Annotated in this window: 18 protein-coding genes; 15 read left to right on the top strand and 3 right to left on the bottom strand. The window is 65.6% G+C overall.

What is annotated here, in order from left to right:
- Nucleotide 1 precedes the first annotated feature (1 nt).
- The 15 genes from flhB to P0Y43_RS14260 all read left to right on the top strand — a co-directional run bounded on the left by flhB (nucleotide 2) and on the right by P0Y43_RS14260 (nucleotide 15,450).
- On the top strand, nucleotides 2-1,144 hold the full coding sequence (gene flhB / locus P0Y43_RS14330) for a flagellar biosynthesis protein FlhB (protein ID WP_275637909.1): 1,143 nt from the start codon (nucleotides 2-4) through the stop codon (nucleotides 1,142-1,144).
- A gap of 190 nt (nucleotides 1,145-1,334) precedes the next feature.
- Nucleotides 1,335-3,464 (top strand): flagellar biosynthesis protein FlhA, encoded by a 2,130-nt coding sequence (gene flhA / locus P0Y43_RS14325; protein ID WP_275637908.1) that lies wholly within the window; start codon nucleotides 1,335-1,337, stop codon nucleotides 3,462-3,464.
- 11 nt (nucleotides 3,465-3,475) lie between these two features.
- Nucleotides 3,476-4,789, top strand: coding sequence for a flagellar biosynthesis protein FlhF (gene flhF / locus P0Y43_RS14320; protein WP_275637907.1), 1,314 nt, complete (start codon nucleotides 3,476-3,478; stop codon nucleotides 4,787-4,789).
- Between the two features lie 63 nt (nucleotides 4,790-4,852).
- Nucleotides 4,853-5,686, top strand: coding sequence for a flagellar synthesis regulator FleN (gene fleN, locus P0Y43_RS14315; protein ID WP_275637906.1), 834 nt, complete (start codon nucleotides 4,853-4,855; stop codon nucleotides 5,684-5,686).
- Entirely contained in the window at nucleotides 5,683-6,423 is a 741-nt protein-coding gene (fliA, locus tag P0Y43_RS14310) for an RNA polymerase sigma factor FliA (RefSeq protein ID WP_275637905.1), read from the top strand. Before fleN ends, fliA begins: the two co-directional genes overlap by 4 nt.
- A 103-nt stretch (nucleotides 6,424-6,526) precedes the next feature.
- Nucleotides 6,527-6,901, top strand: coding sequence for a chemotaxis response regulator CheY (locus tag P0Y43_RS14305; RefSeq protein WP_104881405.1), 375 nt, complete (start codon nucleotides 6,527-6,529; stop codon nucleotides 6,899-6,901).
- An 18-nt stretch (nucleotides 6,902-6,919) separates the two neighbouring features.
- Entirely contained in the window at nucleotides 6,920-7,708 is a 789-nt protein-coding gene (locus P0Y43_RS14300; protein ID WP_275637904.1) for a protein phosphatase CheZ, read from the top strand.
- A 12-nt stretch (nucleotides 7,709-7,720) separates the two neighbouring features.
- The gene (locus P0Y43_RS14295; protein WP_275637903.1) at nucleotides 7,721-9,955 is read left to right on the top strand and encodes a chemotaxis protein CheA; all 2,235 of its coding nucleotides are present in this window, start codon (nucleotides 7,721-7,723) and stop codon (nucleotides 9,953-9,955) included.
- A 45-nt stretch (nucleotides 9,956-10,000) separates the two neighbouring features.
- A complete protein-coding gene (locus P0Y43_RS14290) occupies nucleotides 10,001-11,119 on the top strand; it encodes a protein-glutamate methylesterase/protein-glutamine glutaminase (protein WP_275637902.1) in 1,119 nt (372 codons plus the stop codon).
- Nucleotides 11,119-11,859: a flagellar motor protein gene (locus P0Y43_RS14285; protein ID WP_275637901.1), complete on the top strand. Its 741-nt coding sequence runs from the start codon at nucleotides 11,119-11,121 to the stop codon at nucleotides 11,857-11,859. The genes P0Y43_RS14290 and P0Y43_RS14285 overlap by 1 nt, the downstream gene beginning before the upstream one ends.
- A gap of 3 nt (nucleotides 11,860-11,862) precedes the next feature.
- On the top strand, nucleotides 11,863-12,750 hold the full coding sequence (gene motD / locus P0Y43_RS14280; protein WP_275637900.1) for a flagellar motor protein MotD: 888 nt from the start codon (nucleotides 11,863-11,865) through the stop codon (nucleotides 12,748-12,750).
- A 60-nt stretch (nucleotides 12,751-12,810) separates the two neighbouring features.
- On the top strand, nucleotides 12,811-13,599 hold the full coding sequence (locus tag P0Y43_RS14275; RefSeq protein WP_275637899.1) for a ParA family protein: 789 nt from the start codon (nucleotides 12,811-12,813) through the stop codon (nucleotides 13,597-13,599).
- Nucleotides 13,599-14,510 (top strand): CheW domain-containing protein, encoded by a 912-nt coding sequence (locus tag P0Y43_RS14270; protein WP_275637898.1) that lies wholly within the window; start codon nucleotides 13,599-13,601, stop codon nucleotides 14,508-14,510. The genes P0Y43_RS14275 and P0Y43_RS14270 overlap by 1 nt, the downstream gene beginning before the upstream one ends.
- A 63-nt stretch (nucleotides 14,511-14,573) precedes the next feature.
- Nucleotides 14,574-15,053 carry a chemotaxis protein CheW gene (locus P0Y43_RS14265; RefSeq protein WP_003254393.1) on the top strand — a complete coding sequence of 160 codons (480 nt, stop codon included), beginning with the start codon at nucleotides 14,574-14,576 and terminating at the stop codon, nucleotides 15,051-15,053.
- Nucleotide 15,054: 1 nt separating this feature from the next.
- Nucleotides 15,055-15,450, top strand: coding sequence for a DUF2802 domain-containing protein (locus P0Y43_RS14260; RefSeq protein WP_275637897.1), 396 nt, complete (start codon nucleotides 15,055-15,057; stop codon nucleotides 15,448-15,450).
- A gap of 16 nt (nucleotides 15,451-15,466) precedes the next feature.
- Here P0Y43_RS14260 and P0Y43_RS14255 read toward each other — a convergent pair whose 3' ends face one another.
- From P0Y43_RS14255 to P0Y43_RS14245, 3 genes are all read right to left on the bottom strand, one after another.
- Nucleotides 15,467-18,211, bottom strand: a complete 2,745-nt coding sequence (locus tag P0Y43_RS14255) for a dermonecrotic toxin domain-containing protein (RefSeq protein ID WP_275637896.1) — start codon at nucleotides 18,209-18,211, stop codon at nucleotides 15,467-15,469.
- 100 nt (nucleotides 18,212-18,311) lie between these two features.
- The gene (locus P0Y43_RS14250; RefSeq protein ID WP_275637895.1) at nucleotides 18,312-18,662 is read right to left on the bottom strand and encodes an EscU/YscU/HrcU family type III secretion system export apparatus switch protein; all 351 of its coding nucleotides are present in this window, start codon (nucleotides 18,660-18,662) and stop codon (nucleotides 18,312-18,314) included.
- Nucleotides 18,659-20,221 carry a flagellar hook-length control protein FliK gene (locus P0Y43_RS14245; RefSeq protein ID WP_275637894.1) on the bottom strand — a complete coding sequence of 521 codons (1,563 nt, stop codon included), beginning with the start codon at nucleotides 20,219-20,221 and terminating at the stop codon, nucleotides 18,659-18,661. Before P0Y43_RS14245 ends, P0Y43_RS14250 begins: the two co-directional genes overlap by 4 nt.
- Nucleotides 20,222-20,311 lie beyond the last annotated feature (90 nt).

The raw sequence follows: 20,311 nt of genomic DNA, 5'->3' as shown, positions 1-20,311 counted from the left end.
CATGGCAGAGAGCGAGAGCGGTCAGGACAAGACAGAGGAACCCACTGACAAGCGCAAGCGTGATGCGCGTGAAAAAGGTGAGGTGGCCCGTTCGAAAGAGCTGAACACGGTCGCCTTGACCCTGGCCGGTGCCGGGGCCTTGCTGGCGTTCGGCGGGCACTTGGCGCAAACCCTGATGGACCTGATGCGCATGAACTTCACGCTGTCGCGCGAAGTGCTGGTGGACGAGCGGTCGATGGGAATGTTCCTGATGGCCTCGGGCAAAATGGCCCTCTGGGCGGTCCAGCCGGTACTGATCCTGTTGTTCGTCATCGCCTTCGTTTCGCCGATCGTGCTCGGCGGTTTCCTGTTTTCCGGCTCCCTGTTGCAGCCGAAGTTCAGCCGCATGAACCCGCTGGCGGGGATCAAGCGCATGTTCTCGCTGAACTCGCTGACCGAGCTGCTCAAGGCCATCGCCAAATTCTTCGTGATCCTCGTCGTGGCGCTGGTGGTGCTGTCCAACGACCGCCAGGCGCTGCTGGCGATCGCCAACGAGCCCTTGGAGCAGGCGATCATCCACAGCCTGCAGGTGGTGGGCTGGAGCGCCCTGTGGATGGCTGCCGGGCTGTTGTTGATCGCTGCGGTGGACGTGCCGTTCCAGCTCTGGCAGGCGCACAACAAGCTGAAGATGACCAAGCAGGAAGTGCGCGACGAGTACAAGGACAGCGAGGGCAAGCCCGAGGTCAAGCAGCGTATTCGCCAGTTGCAGCGCGAGGCTTCGCAGCGGCGCATGATGGCTGCGGTGCCTGAGGCCGACGTGATCATCACCAACCCGACCCATTACGCCGTGGCGCTCAAGTACGACCCGGAGAAGGGTGGGGCGGCGCCGTTGCTGCTGGCCAAGGGCACTGACTTCCTGGCGCTGAAGATTCGTGAGATCGGCGTCGAGCACAAGGTGCAGATTCTCGAGTCGCCAGCATTGGCGCGGGCGATCTACTACTCCACCGAGCTGGAGCACGAGATCCCGGCGGGGCTGTACCTGGCGGTGGCGCAGGTGCTGGCGTACGTGTTCCAGATCCGCCAGTACCGCGCGGGCAAGGGCAAGCGGCCAGAGCCGTTGAAGCCGGACCTGCCGATTCCGCCGGACCTTCGCCGCGACGCCTGATTGCGCGGCGCGCCCATCGCGGGGCAAGCACGCTCACAGGTGCCACGCTGTCCTCCAGGGCGCCTGCGTGCCTGCGGGAGCGGCCTTGCGCCGCGATCAGGCCACCCCGCGGCAAAGTTGGAAAGCTTCTTGCAGAGCCCCCGCCAGGCGCCATCTGGGCGTCAAAGTTTTTGCTTGAAGAGGAATCGTGGTGGATCGCTCCCAGTTAATCAGCAACGCCCGCAACAACCTGGCTGGCCTGGGCCGTGGCAACCTGGGCGTGCCGTTGCTGCTGCTGGTGATGCTGGCGATGATGATGTTGCCGATCCCGCCGTTCCTGCTCGACGTGTTCTTCACCTTCAACATCGCCCTGTCGATCGTGGTGTTGCTGGTCTGCGTGTATGCCCTGCGCCCCCTCGACTTCGCCGCTTTCCCGACCATCCTGCTGGTCGCCACGCTGCTGCGCCTGGCGCTGAACGTCGCCTCCACCCGTGTGGTCATGCTCCACGGCCAGGAAGGCCACGGCGCCGCGGGCAAGGTGATCCAGGCCTTCGGCGAGGTGGTGATCGGTGGCAACTACGTCGTTGGTGCGGTGGTGTTCGCCATCCTCATGATCATCAACTTCGTGGTGGTCACCAAGGGCGCCGGGCGGATCTCCGAAGTGAGCGCGCGCTTTACCCTCGACGCCATGCCCGGCAAGCAGATGGCCATCGACGCCGACCTCAACGCCGGCCTGATCGACCAGGCCCAGGCCAAGTCGCGCCGTGCCGAGGTGGCCCAGGAGGCCGAGTTCTACGGTTCGATGGACGGTGCCAGCAAGTTCGTGCGCGGCGACGCCATCGCCGGCCTGTTGATCCTCTTCATCAACCTGATCGGCGGCATGCTGATCGGTATGCTGCAACACGGCATGACCTTCAGCGACGCCGGCAAGGTGTACGCCTTGTTGACGATCGGTGACGGTTTGGTGGCGCAATTGCCTTCGTTGCTGCTCTCCACCGCCGCCGCGATCATGGTCACCCGGGCCTCGGGCTCCGAGGACATGGGCAAGCTGATCAATCGGCAGATGTTCGATTCGCCCAGAGCCCTGGCGGTGTCCGGCGGGCTGATGATCGTCATGGGCCTGGTGCCGGGCATGCCGCACATCGCCTTCCTCAGCCTCGGCCTGCTGGCCGGCGGCGGTGCGTACCTGGTGTGGAAGAAGCAGCAGAAGGCCAAGGTCATGGCCCTGCAAGAGGCGCAGCGCCAACAGGACCTGCTGCCATCGCCGCAGCGCACGCAGGAGACCAAGGAGCTGGGCTGGGACGACGTGACGCCAATCGACACCATTGGCCTGGAAGTCGGCTACCGGCTGATCCCGCTGGTCGACCGCAACCAGGGCGGCCAATTGCTGGCGCGGATCAAGGGCGTGCGCAAGAAACTGTCCCAGGACCTGGGCTTCCTCATGCCCACCGTGCACATCCGCGACAACCTCGACCTGCAGCCCAGCGCCTACCGCCTGACGCTGATGGGGGTGATCCTCGCCGAGGCGGAGATCTACCCGGACCGCGAGTTGGCGATCAACCCTGGCCAGGTGTTCGGCACCCTCAACGGCATCGCCGCGCGCGACCCGGCATTCGGCCTGGAGGCGGTATGGGTCGACATCGCCCAGCGTGCCCAGGCGCAATCGCTGGGCTATACCGTGGTCGACGCCAGTACCGTGGTGGCCACCCACCTCAACCAGATTCTGCAGAAGCATTGCCACGAGCTGATTGGCCACGAGGAAGTGCAGCAGTTGCTGCAGGTGCTGGCCAAGGCATCGCCTAAACTGGCCGAGGAATTGGTGCCGGGTGTCATTTCCTTGTCGGGGCTGCTCAAGGTCTTGCAGGCCCTGCTTGCCGAGCAGGTGCCGGTGCGTGATATCCGCAGCATTGCCGAGGCGATCGCCAACAATGCCAGCAAGAGTCAAGATACCGCCGCACTGGTGGCCGCGGTGCGCGTCGGATTGTGTCGCGCCATCGTGCAAAGCATTGTCGGCACTGAGTCGGAGCTGCCTGTGATCACCCTGGAACCCAGGTTGGAACAGATCTTGCTCAATAGTCTGCAACGGGCCGGACAGGGCCAGGAAGACGGTGTTCTCCTGGAACCGAGCATGGCCGAGAAGCTGCAGCGCTCGTTGATCGAAGCGGCGCAGCGCCAGGAGATGCAAGGCCAGCCGGCCATCCTCCTGGTGGCTGGCCCGATCCGCGCCATGCTGTCGCGGTTCGGCCGTCTTGCCGTGCCGAACCTGCATGTCCTTGCGTATCAGGAAATACCGGACAACAAGCAAGTCACCATCGTTGCCACCGTGGGCCCTAATGGCTGAGGTAGTGGGTTATGCAAGTTAAGCGTTTTTTCGCCGCCGATATGCGTCAGGCCATGAAGCTGGTCCGTGATGAGCTTGGCGCCGATGCCGCGATCATCGGCAACCGGCGCATCGCCGGCGGTGTCGAGTTGACGGCCGCGCTGGACTACAAGCTGTCCGCCCTGGCCCCACGTGTGCCCAATGCCGAGCTGGAGGACGAGCTGCGCAAGACCCAGTCGCGCATCGCCACCGCCCAGGCCGAGCTGGGTAGCCGCAACGACACCGATGAAGGCAACCGGCAATTGTTCGCCGGCCTGTCGCTGACCGCGTCCGAGCCGCTGATCGAGCCGCTGCTCGAAGTGCCGCCGGCCCCCGCCAGGGCGCCGACGCCGCCAGCGGTCGACCAGCGGATGTTCGACGCCATGCGCTCGGAGCTCTCGGGCCTGCGTGAACTGCTCGAAGTGCAGCTCGGCTCGCTGGCCTGGGGCCAGTTGCAAGGCAACAAGCCGCAGCAGGCCAACCTCTGGCGGCGCCTGCAACGCATCGGCCTGTCCGGGCCGATCGCCCGCGAGCTGCTCGACCTGGCCGGCGAGATCGACGAGCCGCGTCAGGCCTGGCGCATGGTCCTGGCGCACCTGGCGCGGCTGATCGACGTGCCCGAGGTGGAGCCGATCGAGGAGGGCGGGGTGATCGCCATGGTCGGCCCGGCCGGCATGGGCAAGACCACCACCCTGGCCAAGCTGGCCGCGCGCTACGTGCTCAAGTACGGCGCGCAGAACCTGGCCCTGGTGAGCATGGACAGCTTCCGCATCGGCGCCCAGGAGCAGCTCAAGACCCTGGGCCGCATCCTCAACGTGTCGGTGACCTACGTCGACCCTGGCCAGTCCCTGGCCCAGGCCCTCGAGCCGCTGCTGCGCAAGCGCGTGGTGCTGATCGACACCGCGGGCCTGCAGGCCAGCGACCCGGCCCTGCGCCTGCAGCTGGAAAGCCTGGCCAGCCGTGGCATCGCCTCGAAGAACTACCTGGTGCTGGCGACCACCAGCCAGAAGCAGGTGCTCACCGCCGCCTACCACAGCTACAAGCGCTGCGGCCTGGCCGGTTGCATCCTGACCAAGCTCGATGAAACGGCAAGCCTCGGCGAAGTGCTGAGCCTGGCCATCAGTCACGAATTGCCGGTGGCCTACCTCACCGATGGCCCGCGCATTCCTGACGACCTGCAACTGCCGCGCAAGCACCAGTTGGTGAGCCGCGCGGTGAGCGTGCAGTTGCAGGAGGAGCCCAGCGAGGAGGCCATGGCCGACATGTTCGCTGATCTCTACCACAACCCCGGCAAGCGCGTGGGTTGATGATGAATAGTGCAAGACCCTTCATGTGGCCTGGGTCCACGCGAGACAAGGTAAAGAACAGAAATGGGTAGCATGCATCCCGTACAGGTGATCGCCGTAACCGGTGGCAAAGGTGGCGTCGGCAAGACCAACGTTTCAGTGAACCTGTCCCTGGCGCTGGCCGAGCTCGGCCGCCGGGTCATGCTGCTGGACGCCGACCTGGGCCTGGCCAACGTCGACGTGCTGCTGGGCCTGGCCCCCAAACGCACCCTGGCCGACGTCATCGAGGGCCGCTGCGAGCTGCGCGACGTGCTGCTGCAAGGCCCGGGCGGGGTACGCATCGTGCCGGCCGCCTCCGGCACCCAGAGCATGGTGCACCTGGCGCCGGCCCAGCATGCCGGTCTGATCCAGGCGTTCAGCGAGATCGGCGACAACCTCGACGTACTGGTGATCGACACCGCTGCGGGTATTGGTGACTCGGTAGTCAGTTTCGTCCGCGCCGCCCAGGAAGTGCTGCTGGTGGTGTGCGACGAGCCTACGTCCATCACCGATGCCTATGCACTGATCAAGTTGCTCAACCGCGACTACGGCATGAATCGTTTCCGGGTACTGGCCAACATGGCGCAGAGCCCGCAGGAAGGGCGCAACCTGTTCGCCAAGCTGACCAAGGTCACCGACCGCTTCCTCGATGTCGCCTTGCAGTACGTTGGCGCCGTGCCCTACGACGAGTGCGTGCGCAAGGCAGTGCAGAAGCAGCGCGCGGTGTACGAAGCCTTCCCGCGTTCCAAGTGCGCCCTGGCGTTCAAGGCCATCGCCCAGAAGGTCGACAGCTGGCCGCTGCCGGCCAACCCGCGCGGGCACCTGGAATTCTTCGTCGAGCGCCTGGTGCAGCCCACCAGTGCAGGGCCGGTCCTATGAGTGCGAGCGGTTTCAAGATGTACAGCAAGGCGTCCAAGGACGCCCAGTACGAGCTGGTCGAGCGTTATGCGCCGCTGGTCAAGCGCATCGCCTACCACCTGCTGGCGCGCTTGCCGGCCAACGTGCAGGTCGAGGACCTGATCCAGGCCGGCATGATCGGCCTGTTGGAAGTGGCCAACAAATACGACGCCAGCAAGGGCGCGAGCTTCGAGACCTACGCCGGTATCCGCATTCGCGGCGCCATGCTCGACGAGGTGCGCAAGGGCGATTGGGCGCCGCGTTCGGTGCACCGCAACACGCGCATGGTCAGTGACGCGATTCGCTGTGTTGAAGCCAGAACGGGCCGCGACGCTAAAGATCACGAGGTTGCTGCCGAACTCCAATTGAGTCTCGATGATTACTACGGGATTTTGAACGACACCTTGGGCAGCCGCCTGTTCAGTTTCGACGACCTGCTGCAGGACGGCGAACACGAAGGGCTGCATGAGGACGGTGCCAGCGGCCAGCTGGAACCTTCGCGTGACCTGGAAGACGAGCGCTTCCAGTCGGCCCTGGCCGAGGCGATCGCCAACCTTCCGGAACGCGAGCGCCTGGTGCTGGCGCTGTACTACGACGAGGAGCTGAACCTCAAGGAAATCGGTGAGGTGCTGGGGGTCAGCGAGTCGCGGGTCAGCCAGTTGCACAGCCAGTGCGCGGCGCGTCTGCGCAGCCGCCTGGGGGAATGGCGGGCGCGTTGAGCGAAGGTTCGATGCAGTCGTTGCAGGTAGTACCGGATTGATTGATTGCGCGCTCGGCGCCGAGCGCGTTGAAGACTGCTTGGAGGTCTAATTGAACAAAGATATGAAAATCCTCATCGTTGACGACTTTTCGACGATGCGGCGGATCATCAAGAACCTGTTGCGTGACCTGGGCTTCACCAACACCGACGAAGCCGACGACGGCACCACGGCGTTGCCGATGCTCGAAAGCGGCCACTACGACTTCCTGGTGACCGACTGGAACATGCCGGGCATGTCCGGTATCGACCTGCTGCGCAAGGTGCGCGCCCACGACCGCCTCAAGGGCATGCCGGTGCTGATGGTGACCGCCGAGGCCAAGCGTGACCAGATCATCGAAGCGGCCCAGGCCGGGGTCAACGGCTATGTGGTCAAGCCTTTCACCGCCCAGGTGCTCAAAGAAAAGATCGAGAAGATCTTCGAACGCGTCAACGGCTGAGTCACGTCAGGGGGCGCCATGGAATCAAAGAACGATTCGCTGGGGGAGTTCGAGTCGACCCTCAAGAAGCACGCCGAGCAGTTGGTGCAGAGCTTGGAGCGCGGCCAGTTCGGTGACGCGGTCCAGCTGATCCATCAGCTCAACCAGACCCGCGACCGCGGCCTGTACCAGGAGGTCGGCAAGCTCACCCGTGAGCTGCACAGTGCCATTGTCAGCTTCCAGATCGACCCGCGCATGCCGCAGGCCGAGGAGGTGTCGCAGATCACCGACGCCACCGAACGCTTGTCGTACGTGGTGCGGCTGACCGAGAACGCGGCCAACCGGACGATGGACCTGGTGGAGGAGAGCACCCCGGTGCTCAACGACCTCGCCACCGAGGCACAGGCGTTGTCTGGCGACTGGCAGCGCTTCATGCGCCGCGAAGTGGCCGCGCCGGAATTCCGCGAGCTGGTCAAGCGCGTCGACAGTTTCCTGACGCACAGCGCCGAGGGCAACCGCAAGGTCGCCGGCCATCTCAATGACATTCTGCTGGCTCAGGACTACCAAGACCTGACCGGCCAGGTGATCAAGCGCGTCACCGCGCTGGTCACCGAAGTCGAAAAAAATCTGCTCAAGCTCGTGCTGATGGCCAGTCAGGTCGACCGCTTTGCCGGCATCGAACATGACCACCAGCAGCTGCGCGCTGAAAAAGATGAAGAAAAACATCCGACTCGGGGTGAAGGTCCGCAGATTCATGCCGATAAGCGTGAAGACGTCGTGTCCGGTCAGGACGATGTCGACGATCTGCTGTCCAGCCTGGGTTTTTAGGGAGCACGTTTAATGAGCTTCGGCGCCGATGAAGAAATCCTCCAGGATTTTCTGGTAGAAGCCGGCGAAATCCTTGAGCAACTGTCCGAGCAACTGGTCGAGCTGGAAAGCCGGCCCGACGATGCCGACCTGCTCAATGCGATCTTCCGTGGGTTTCACACTGTAAAAGGGGGCGCCGGCTTCCTTCAGCTCAACGAGCTGGTGGAGTGCTGCCATATCGCCGAGAACGTGTTCGACATCCTGCGCAAAGGTGAGCGCCGGGTCGACGCGGAACTGATGGACGTGGTGCTCGAGGCACTGGACACGGTGAACAGCATGTTCGGCCAGGTCCGCGAGCGCAGCGACATCACCCCGGCCACGCCCGAGTTGCTGGCAGCGCTGTCGCGCCTGGCCGAGCCGGGAGCCGTCGAGGCGCCGGCACCGATCGCCGCGCCTGCGCCGGTCGAGGCGCCGGCCGCCGAGGCGGACATCACCGACACCGAGTTCGAACAGTTGCTCGACTCGCTCGACGCGGTCAAGGCCGAAGCCGAAGCCGCCGAGCAGTCGCAGGGCGAAGCGGTCGGCGGTGCGGCGGATGAAATCACCGACGCCGAGTTCGAATCGCTGCTCGACCAGTTGCACGGCAAGGGCCAGTTCTCCCCGGAAGTGGCCAGCGCCGAACCTGAAGCCAGTGTTGTCGCGCCGGTCGGCGACGAAATCACCGACGCCGAGTTCGAGGCGCTGCTCGACCAGTTGCACGGCAAGGGCACCTTCGCCGCCGATGCGCTGCCAGGCGCCGCCGCGCCGGTCGCCGAGAGCGCCGCACCGGCTGCGGCCGCGAGCGAGCACATCTCCGAGCACGAATTCGAAGCCCTGCTGGACCAACTGCACGGCAAGGGCAAGTTCTCCGGCGACGCCGTGGCCAGCGAGGCGCCTGCCGCCGCCGTGGCCACCGCGCCAGCCGCAGTCGCCAAGGCCGAGAGCAAGCCGGTGGCCAAACCCGCGCCGGCCCCCGCTCCAGCGGCCAAGCCTGCTGCCGCCGCGCCTGCCCCTGCCCGCGCGCCGGCCGCCGCCGCCGACAAGCACGGTGCCAGCGAGGCGGAAACCACCGTGCGCGTCGACACCGCGCGGCTGGACGAGATCATGAACATGGTCGGCGAACTGGTGCTGGTGCGTAACCGCCTGGTGCGCCTGGGCCTGAACAGCGGCGACGAGGCCATGTCCAAGGCCGTGTCGAATCTCGACGTGGTTACCGCCGACCTGCAGACCGCGGTGATGAAGACCCGCATGCAGCCGATCAAGAAGGTCTTCGGCCGCTTCCCGCGCCTGGTCCGCGACCTGGCTCGCCAGCTCAAGAAAGAGATCAACCTGGAGCTGGTCGGCGAAGAGACCGACCTGGACAAGAACCTCGTCGAGGCCCTGGCCGACCCGCTGGTGCACTTGGTGCGCAACGCGGTCGACCACGGCGTCGAGACCCCCGAGGAGCGCGAGGCCTCCGGCAAGGCGCGCACCGGTCGGGTGGTGCTGTCGGCCGAGCAGGAAGGCGACCACATCCTGCTGTCGATCTCCGACGACGGCAAGGGCATGGACCCCAACATCCTGCGCGCCAAGGCCGTGGAAAAGGGCCTGATGGACAAGGATGCGGCCGACCGCCTGAGCGAATCGGACTGCTACAACCTGATCTTCGCCCCGGGCTTCTCGACCAAGACCGAAATCTCCGACGTGTCCGGCCGCGGCGTCGGCATGGACGTGGTGAAGACCAAGATTTCCCAGCTCAACGGCTCGATCAACATCTTCTCGGCCAAGGGCCAGGGCTCGAAGATCGTCATCAAAGTGCCGCTGACCCTGGCGATCATGCCGACCCTGATGGTGATGCTGGGCAACCAGGCGTTCGCCTTCCCGCTGGTCAACGTCAACGAGATCTTCCACCTGGACCTGTCGCGCACCAACGTGGTCGACGGCCAGGAGGTGGTGATCGTGCGCGACAAGGCGCTGCCGCTGTTCTACCTCAAGCGCTGGCTGGTTCAGGACCAGGAGCATGAGGAGCAACGCGAGGGTCACGTGGTCATCCTCTCGGTGGGCACCCAGCGCATCGGCTTCGTGGTCGACCAGTTGGTGGGCCAGGAGGAAGTGGTGATCAAGCCGCTGGGCAAGATGCTGCAGGGCACCCCGGGCATGTCCGGCGCGACCATCACCGGCGATGGCCGTATCGCGCTGATCCTCGACGTCCCGAGCATGCTCAAGCGTTACGCCGCCCGGCGTATTTGATTTCGGCGGCGCGACCTGGCGGTCGCGCCGCCTAATGGAGTGTTTATGGCAGTCAAGGTCCTGGTGGTGGATGATTCTGGTTTCTTCCGCCGCCGTGTCTCGGAAATCCTCTCGTCGGACCCGACCATCCAGGTGGTCGGCACCGCCACCAACGGCAAGGAGGCGATCGACCAGGCGCTGTCGCTCAAGCCCGATGTCATCACCATGGACTACGAGATGCCGATGATGGACGGCATCACCGCGGTGCGCCACATCATGCAGCGCTGCCCGACCCCGGTGTTGATGTTCTCCTCGCTGACCCACGAAGGTGCCCGCGTCACCCTCGATGCCCTGGACGCGGGGGCGGTGGACTACCTGCCGAAGAATTTCGAAGACATCTCGCGCAACCCCGAGAAGGTCAAGCAGATGCTTTGCGAGAAGGTTCACACCATCTCGCGCAGCAACCGTCGCTTCAGCGGTTTCGCCAGCCACGCCCCGGCGCCAGCACCAACGCCAACGCCCAGCCATGCCCCGGCCAGCGGTTTGGCCAGCACCGCCCCGGCTCGCCCGGTGGCGCCCGCGCGCGTTGCCTCGCCCAGCCATTCGCCGGCGCCCAAGCGCAAGCCCTACAAGCTGGTGGCCATCGGCACCTCCACCGGCGGCCCGGTGGCCCTGCAGCGCGTGCTGACCCAACTGCCGGCCAGCTTCCCGGCGCCGATCGTGCTGATCCAGCACATGCCAGCCGCGTTCACCAAGGCCTTCGCCGAACGCCTCGACAAGCTGTGCAAGATCAGCGTCAAGGAAGCCGAGGACGGCGACGTGCTGCGCCCGGGCCTGGCCCTGCTGGCACCCGGTGGCAAGCAGATGATGGTCGATGGCCGTGGCACGGTGAAGATCCTGCCGGGCGACGAGCGCCTGAACTACAAGCCGTGCGTGGACATCACCTTCGGCTCGGCGGCGAAATCCTATGGCGACAAGGTGCTCTCGGTGGTGCTCACCGGCATGGGCGCCGATGGCCGTGAAGGGGCGCGCCTGCTCAAGCAGGGCGGCAGCACGGTATGGGCCCAGGATGAAGCCAGTTGCGTGATCTACGGTATGCCCATGGCGATCGTGAAGGCCAACCTGGCCGACGCGGTATACAGCCTGGACGAAATCGGCAAGCACCTGGTCGAGGCCTGCGTCTGATGGATGTGTTGAGCCTTATCGGCCTGATCCTGGCCTTTGTCGCAATCGTTGGCGGCAACTTCCTCGAAGGCGGCCACGCTGGCGCGTTGCTCAATGGCCCGGCGGCCTTGATCGTGCTCGGCGGCACCCTGGCGGCGGCGCTGTTGCAGTCGCCGCTGTCGGCGTTCAAGCGCGCCTTGCAGATCCTGCGTTGGATCTTCTTCCCGCCCCGGGTGGATCTGGCCGGTGGTATCGACCGAGTGGTCAACTGGAGCCTCACCGCGCGCAAGGAAGGCCTGCTGGGCTTGGAAGGGGTGGCCGACACCGAACCCGACCCGTATGCGCGCAAGGGCCTGCAACTGCTGGTCGATGGCGCGGAGCCGGAGTCGATCCGCAGCATCCTCGAGGTGGACTTCCTCACCCAGGAAAGCCGTGACCTCCAGGCAGCCAAGGTATACGAGAGCATGGGCGGCTACGCGCCGACGATCGGCATCATCGGCGCGGTGATGGGCCTGATCCACGTCATGGGCAACCTGGCCGACCCCTCGCAACTGGGTAACGGCATCGCCGTGGCGTTCGTCGCCACCATCTACGGCGTGGCCAGCGCCAACCTGATCCTGCTGCCGGTGGCCAACAAGCTCAAGGCCGTGGTGATGCGCCAGTCGCGCTACCGCGAGATGCTGCTCGAGGGCCTGCTGTCGATCGCCGAGGGCGAGAACCCGCGCTCGATCGAGCTGAAGCTGCAAGGGTTCATGGAGTAAGCCATGCGCCGCCGCCGCCATACCGAGGAGCACGAGAACCACGAACGCTGGCTGGTGTCGTACGCCGACTTCATCACCCTGCTGTTCGCCTTCTTCGTGGTGATGTACTCGATTTCCTCGATCAACGAGGGCAAGTACAAGATCATTTCCCAGGCGTTGGTCGGGGTGTTCAATGACCCTGAGCGCAGCCTGCGACCGATCCCCATCGGTGATGAGCGCCCGCTGACGGTCAAGCCGGCCGAGCCTTTGATCAAGGACAGCGAGCAGACCGACGCGGGCCTGGCGCAGAACAGCGTCGACCCGCTCAAGACCATCACCGATGACGTGCGCGACGCCTTCGGCGACCTGATCAAGTCCAACCAGATGACCGTGCGCGGCAATGAACTGTGGGTGGAGATCGAGCTCAACTCGGCGCTGCTTTTCGGCAGCGGCGACGCCATGCCCAGCGATGTGGCCTTCGACATCATCGAGAAGGTCGCGCGCATCCTCAAGCCGTTCGCCAACCCGGTGCACGTCGAGGGTTTCACCGACAACCTGCCGATCCGCACCGCGCAGTACCCGACCAACTGGGAGCTGTCCTCGGCGCGGGCGGCGAGCATCGTGCGCCTGCTTGCCATGGAGGGCGTCAACCCGGCGCGCATGGCGTCGGTGGGCTACGGCGAATATCAGCCGGTGACCAGCAACGACACTGCCGATGGCCGTGCCCGCAACCGCCGGGTGGTGCTGGTGATCTCGCGCAACCTCGAAGTGCGCCGCAGCCTGACTGGCTCGGGCAGCGCCAATGCCACGCCGGACGCTGCCTTGAAACGGGCTGGCACACAAAGTGCACCGGCTTCGTCAGCCACGGCGGTCGGGAGCAATCCCGTCAAATCTCCGTCACCTAACCTATAGGACCGTTCCCGGCAGGGCGCTCTTTGTTTCTTGGGCCATGCCGGGAGGAAGCAACGCACGATGAGAGTTTGGGCAGTAGCCAATCAAAAAGGTGGCGTCGGCAAGACCACCACCACCATCGCCCTGGCCGGCCTGCTGGCCGAGGCGGGCAAGCGCGTGGTCGTCGTCGACCTCGACCCGCACGGTTCGATGACCAGCTATTTCGGGCACAACCCCGATGCCCTCGAGCACAGCTGCTACGACCTGTTCCTGCACAAGGGCGTGGTGCCCGAAGGCCTGCCGGGCCAATTGCTGCTGCCCACCAGCCATGAACGCATTTCCTTGCTGCCGTCGAGCACCGCGCTGGCGGTGCTGGAGCGCCAATCGCCGGGGCAGAGTGGCCTGGGCCTGGTGATCGCCAAGAGTCTGGCGCAGCTGTGGCAGGATTTCGACTTCGCCCTGATCGACAGCCCGCCGCTGCTCGGCGTGCTGATGGTCAACGCCCTGGCCGCCAGCCAGCAGCTGGTGGTGCCGGTGCAGACCGAGTTTCTGGCGGTCAAGGGCCTGGAACGCATGGTCGGCACGCTCGCGATGGTCAACCGCTCGCGCAAGCAGGCGCTGCCGTACCAGATCGTCCCGACCCTGTTCGACCGCCGCACCCAAGCCTCGCTGGGCACGCTGAAGGTTCTGCGCGACACGTATGGCGAGCACGTCTGGCAAGGTTACATCCCGGTCGATACCCGCCTGCGTGACGCCAGCCGCAACGGCGTCACACCGTCGCAGTTCGATGGCAAGAGCCGTGGCGTGACCGCTTACCGGGCGCTGCTCAAGCACCTGCTGACCTATCGCTCGACATTGCAGGTGGCCTGATGAACACCGCCCGGCCGATCACCAGCAAGCCACAACTGGCACTGCAGTCTTACCTCGATGGCCTGTTGCAAGAGGCCACCGAAACCTTCGAGGCGCCCGACTCTGCAGCGGTTGCCCCGGCGCAACTGGCGCCGATTGCCGCCGAGGCGCCGAGCGACGAGTTCGCCGCCGCCGTGCGCGAAGAGCAGGCCCGCGACGCCCAGCGCCACCCTGAGCCTGGCGCAGCGCCACGGCCCTTTGCCGAGCCGCTGGCCAAGGTCTTGCCGACCGTGCTGCCTGCGGTGGCGCCAGTGGTCAGCGTGGTCGATGACCGGGTGGTGGCCGAGGCGGCTATCCCGGTACTGAGCGAAGCCCAGGTCATCGAGCCGGTGGCACCCTTGGTCGATGTGCACCTGCCGGCACCGAACGTGCCGGTGCCGCCGGCCACCACCGACGGTCGCCCAGCCTGGGCGGCGGAGCCGTTCGAATGCCTGCTGTTCGACGTCGCCGGCCTGACCCTGGCCGTGCCGCTGGTGTGCCTGGGTTCGATCTACAGCCTGGCCGGCCAGGAGCTGACGCCGCTGTTCGGCCAGCCTGACTGGTTCCTCGGCATCCTCACCTGCCAGGTTGGCAACCTGAAGGTGCTGGATACCGCGCGTTGGGTGATGCCCGACCGCTACCGCGACGACTTCCGCCAAGGCCTGCAATACGTGATTTCCGTGCAGGGCTACGAGTGGGGGTTGGCGGTGCACCAGGTCAGCCGTTCGCTGCGCCTGGACCCCGCCGAGATCAAGTGGCGCAGCCAGCGGGGCCAGCGCCCGTGGCTGGCTGGCACGGTGATCGAGCACATGTGCGCCTTGCTCGACGTCGCCGAGCTGGCCGAGCTGATCGCCAGTGGTGCGGTCAAGCAAATGAATAGCAAACACAACTGAATCAACGCCGCCGCGCGGCCATACAGAGCACACCGCCAACGGCGGAATTAGAGGGCTAGGGGAATGAAGAAGTCGTCTGCACAAGGTTCCGAAGATCCGATCCTGCAATGGGTAACCTTCCGCCTGGACAACGAGTCCTACGGCATCAACGTGATGCAGGTGCAGGAAGTGCTGCGCTATACCGAGATCGCCCCGGTACCGGGCGCGCCGAGCTACGTGCTGGGCATCATCAACCTGCGCGGCAACGTGGTGACGGTGATCGACACCCGCCAGCGCTTCGGCCTGATGCCCACCGAGGTCACCGACAACACCCGCATCGTGATCATCGAGGCGGACAAGCAGGTGGTCGGCATCCTTGTCGACAGCGTCGCCGAGGTCGTGTACCTGCGCCAGTCGGAGATCGAGACCGCGCCGAACGTCGGCAACGAAGAGTCGGCCAAGTTCATCCAGGGCGTGTGCAACAAGAATGGCGAACTGCTGATTCTGGTCGAGCTGGACAAGATGATGACCGAGGAAGAGTGGTCCGAGCTGGAGAACATCTGAGTTGATCTTCGAGGTTGCTGTCATCTTCCTGGCGCTGCTGTGGGCGCTGAGCCTGTGGTTCTTCCTCAACTACAGCAAGCGCCAGCGCGAGCTGGCCACCCAGCAGGCCCAGGGCGATGCGCTGCGCGACCAGCGCATCAAGGACCTGGCCAAGCGCCTGGACGACTACCAGAACGGCACCGTGCGCATGGGTGAGGCTATCCATGAACTGCGTGCGGTGGTCGCGCCGTTGCCCGACAAGCTCCTGCAACTGGAGCAGCGCGACCCCAACAGCGTCACCTTCACCCAGGCGGCGAAGCTGGTGGGGATGGGCGCCAGCGTCGCGGAACTGACCCAGACCTGCGGCCTGACCCAGGCCGAGGCCGAGTTGATGAGCAAGTTGCATCGCGTGGAGTGAGGCCTGCACCTGGGCGCTATGTCGCCCAGGACTGGTTGCCACCGATACGCGCGATGCGGTCCAGTGGCAGCAGGTCGTGTATCGCTGACAGCAAGTGGCGGTTGTCCACCAGGGCCTCGGCGCCACGCTGGGGCATCTGGCTCAGGTTGGTGAGCTGGCGGATGCACGCCAAGGCCGGCAGGTGCCGGTCGACGATGTCGGTCAGCAGGCCCGGCCCGGTCATGTAGGACAGGTTGGCAGCATAGCGATAGAAGTCCGCGGCATTTTCGCTGAAGCGGGGCAGCCTGTCGTAGAAGTTGGGGTAGGCTGCGAAGCGTTGGCGCATTTCCTCGGACAGCGCGTCCAGTGTCGGGTTACCGGCGTGGCTGGCGATCAGGCTGTTGTTGTACATGCAGCCATTACGCATTTTTTCATTGCTCACCGGGGAATGCAGCAGCAGCCCCTCTGGGGTGGTCGCCAGCGCCACTTCATCCAACGCCTCGCCAGGCGCGCCCTTGGGCTGGCCGTTCAGGACCATGCTGTATTCACCCACCGCCTTCAGGCTGTCGTCGAGGTCCATGTACAGCCCGCCTTCGTGGTGCAGCAAGCGATAGCGCAAGATATCGGCCGCCGAGGCGTAGTGCGCGGGGCCCTTGCCGTTGCCGCTCAACGCCGCCTGGTATTGCGCGTGGTAGGCGCTCTGGCGGAAGGTGTCGAACGCCGCCTGGTCCTCCAGCGGCAGGACCGTCAGGCCCGGTGCCCGTTCACCCAGCAGCCGCAGGTTTTCTGCGTAGGCCGTGGCGTTGGCCCTGGAGAGGTAAAGCTTGAAATCGTAGGCGCTGGCCGCCAGTCGCGCGGTGTTGTGGGCAATGTTGTCCAGCAGCGCCGTGGATAACACCTGGTCGCCGACCCACAGGCTGAACACCGTCCTGGGAATCGGCATGGCACCTTCCAGCGGTGTCTTCGGCAGTTCGACCGGTAGGTGCAGGTCGACACCGAGCGCCCTGAGCGTGCTCATGCGCAGGGTATCGGTGACGGGGCGTGTGCGAATGTCGACCCGGATCAGGTCCCGGCCTGCGCTAGAGGCGATGTAATAGTCCGGGTCCACCTCGTTCAGGGCATCCGCCGAAATGAAGGCGTCGGCCTCGACGTCATAGACCACGTTGAATGCGTAGCCGCCGATGCTGGCCTGCAGTTCGTCCTCGGCACCGTTATAGAACGGGACGCGCACCACCGCGCCACGGGTGGCCGGGTCGGCGCCGGGCAATGGCGCGATATTGTCCGGCAGGTCAAAGAACGCTGCGATTTCCTCGGCTGCGAAACGCGGCGGGCTAACCGGGCTCAGGGCAAAACCCAGTTGCCCATTGAGGCGCTGCGGGAACACCAGCCGATCGCTTTTGAAGCGGAACAGCAGGGGCGCCTTGTTGACCAGTTCACCCGCCAGGGGCGCGGCATTGAGCGCACCGAACAGCGCCGATTCCACGCCCGCAGCTTTCTCCTGCCGGTTGCGGCCTTCGATGGCCAGGTCCAGGCCCAGGCCGAACTGCGCGGCCCCGCCAATGGCGAACACGATGGCCAACTCCGGGACCACCAGCGCCAGGGGCGCCAGGTAGTTGATCGCCGAGTTCAGGTAGCCAGCCCAGCGCTTCTTTGCCACCTCGGCATCGGTGGTGATCGCCGCATCGGCATCGCGGTAGCTGCGGCGGCGGTGGCGCTGGGCAAGGGCGGCGAACACGTCGCCGACGATGGCCGGGCTGTACTCCTTGGTCTTGTAGTTGACGTAATCGCGTGGTGGCCAGTAGCCCTCGGCGGTGAACCCTGGACGGTTGGCGTCCAGATGGTAGCGCTCGGGATATGCCGCCAGGCCGCCCATGGCGGTGATCAAACCGCTGTAGCTCAACCCGTCCGGCTCATCGGCGAGGGCGAAATGGGCCATCAGGGCGGCCCGCTTGTGCGGATCCTTGCACTGCGCCGCGAACCAGTCCTTCATCAGGCCTTCGTTGGCGAACTCATGCAGAGGCGAGGAATTGCCGGGGATGTACAGCACCACCAGGTCACGGCTGCCGTTCTTGAAGTACAGCAGGTCGGTCGCGGCGTAGCCGTAGACGTTCAATGGCCTGACCTTGAGCGTGGCCGACGCGTCGCTCACCCCGGCGACCTGCCACGCCAGGCGTGTAGCGGCGCGGCTCAGACTACCTTCGGCCGCCTGTTTGTTGCACGCGGCGATGAAGTTCAGGCGCGCATTGCTGGCATAACTGTCCAGTTGGCTGGACCAATAGGTATCGAGCTGGCGCTTGTACCGATCGTGCAGGTGCAATTGCTCGATGAAGGCCTGGAAGTCCTCGGCCGGCAATGTGAGCCGGGTCTGGTCGCTGTACTGCTGGGGTTCGGTGCGCCGGAACAGTCCATGGAACACCTGGTGCCTGTTCGGCCTGTCCGCATCCCCGAGCGTGGGCACCACTTCCATCCGCCCCGGCCACTCCCCGGCCAAGGGGGCGTGGAACAGCGCCCGGAGCGGGTCGTCGAGCATCTCGCCTTGCCAATTGGCCAGCAAGGCCTGGGTCAGGCTGAGCTTGCGGGCCACCGCACCTTTGAAGCCATGCGCGGCATCAAGCACATAGTGCAGGGTGACGACGTCGACCTGGTCCGGGTCGAGGTCGACGCCACGCCCATGCGCCCAGGCACGCACGGCGTCGGCGGCGGCGCGGTCGGGGCGGGGAAAGTGGGTCAGGTGGTCACGAACGTGACGGATGCCCTGGGCGTTCAAATAGGGAATAGGCATGTTTCAGGCTCCGTTGCTGGAAGGGTCGACGCAACGTTGCCTTGCTTACCCGCGGGCTGGGCTTTAACTAAGTATCGTCACGGCCCACGGCACGGGTGGGTCATCGCTCAGGCGTGTCCGAGCGGTTCGCCAGGAGGACCGGAGGCGGTGTGATATCGCGCTCGGCTGGCGCTTCGTCGACGAAGCCGACGGGTACCTTGCCACGCAGTTGCCAGGCGAAGGCGATGATTTCGGCGATGGTCAGGTACAACGCCTCGGGGATCTGCTCGCCCAGTTCCAGACGCGCCAGCAGGCGCACCAGCTCGGGGTTCTCGTAGATCGGCACCTCATGTTCGCGGGCCAGGGCGAGAATGGCTTCGGCCAGCGCGTCGTCGCCCTTGGCGCTGAGGGTGGGGGCCTGCTGGCCATCGTAGCTCAGGGCGATGGCCTGGCGCGGTTGCTTGCTGCTCATGCGGTTTCGTCCACCCAGCGTTGTTCCAGACGGGTACGCGGGCCTTGTGGTGGCGTGCCAGGGTGGCATTCCAGGTCGCCGACGTCCAGGCCCCGGGCCAGCAGGCGCTCGCGCAGGTTGCCCAACTGGCTGTCGATCAGTTGCGCGGTGGCCGCGTGTTCGGCCCACAACTGGCCGGACAAGCGGCCTTGGCTCAATTGTGCCTGCACCTGCAAGGGGCCGAGCGGTGGCAGGTCGAAGGCCAGCTCGATGCGCCACAGCGATTCCAGCGGGTCGCGCTGTTCACGTTGCGGGTCGGCTTGCTGCTCCGGGGTGTCCTCGCGTTGCAACTTGACCTGCAGGGGGATGAAGTCCTGGCCGTGGCGGATGGGGATCTCGGTCTGCCAGGTGGTTTGCAGGTTGCCGGTCTCGGTGGTGCCGGTCTGTTGCAGGCTGGCCAATTGATGACTCTGCAGGCGCGAGATCGCGGCGGCCGCCAGGCGCAGCAGTTGGTGCAGGTCGCCTTCTTCCTCGAGGTTCTGCAACAGCCGCGAGGGGAGGGGGAAGGCGCCAGGCTGTGGCCGGGGGCTGACCCGGTCGAGCATGCCCAGGGCGCTGCGGGCCATGCCTGGCAGGGCCTGGGCCAAGGCAGTGGCGGTGGCCAGCGGGTTGAAACCGGCGCTGGCGTTGGGTAGCGCCTGCGCCACCAGCCGCACCAGTTGCGCCTTGAGGTCTGGCGCGACGGTCGTGCCCAGCCCGCCGAGCAGCTTCGCTTCAAGAAACGCGCCGCTGTTGTTCAGGGCCTGGGCCAGCGCCTTGGGGTCAGCCAACTGGCGGGCGTCCGGCAGGCTGGCCAGCAAGCGCTCGGCCAGGGCCCGCAGTTCGCCGTTGCCGACCGGGGCACTGGTGAGGTGTTGCAGCGCGTTGAGCAGGCCGGGTAGCGAGGCCTGGCGGCTTTGCTGGGTGAGCAGTTGCTGGGTGATGGTCAACTGGTCCTGGCGGCCGCTCAGGGGCACGAAACGCAGCGACTGATCGCCCTGCACCAGCGCGCTGAGCAGGCTGCCCACCGCCAACGGGCGCGGGCTGTCGATGGCCAGGGTGGCGCCTGCCTGGGCGCTGTTGAGCAGGCTCACCAGCGAGCGGAAGGTGGTTGCCTCACCGGGGTTGCCGGGCAGTGCCTGGCTGGTCAGGACCTTGCCTTGCAACAGGGTGCCGAGGGGAAGCTTGCCGGTATCGAGCTGGGTGAGGGTGGCGATGTTGCTGGCGCTGGCCTGCTGCAGCAGCACCGCCAGGCGATTGCCTTCGGGCTGGCTGACGGTGACCTGGCTGCCCTGGGGCAGCGGCAGGTTGGCGCTGGCCTGGACCTGCGCCTGGTTGCCATTGGCCAAGGTCAGGCGCAGCAGCATCTGGAAGTCCTGGCCGACCTGGCGCAGGCTCAACACCTCGGCCTGGGCGCTCTGCCCGGGTGGCACCAAGCCAGGCTGCGCTTGCGTCAGGCGCAGCAGTTCGCCGGTCATGGCCGCCTTGGCGACCTGGGCGGAGAACGCGCTTTGTGCGCCGAGACTATTGATTTCAGTCATGATTGTATACAACCTGTCGGACCCGCCCTCTTGGCGGCGGTGTCGCGCATGCAATAATGCGGGCCGCCTGCCACTGCCCAGTATAACGGC

It is taken from the genome of Pseudomonas entomophila, assembly GCF_029193575.1.
Taxonomy (GTDB): Bacteria; Pseudomonadota; Gammaproteobacteria; order Pseudomonadales; family Pseudomonadaceae; genus Aquipseudomonas; species Aquipseudomonas entomophila_G.
This window is presented reverse-complemented; position numbering and strand designations above follow the sequence as displayed.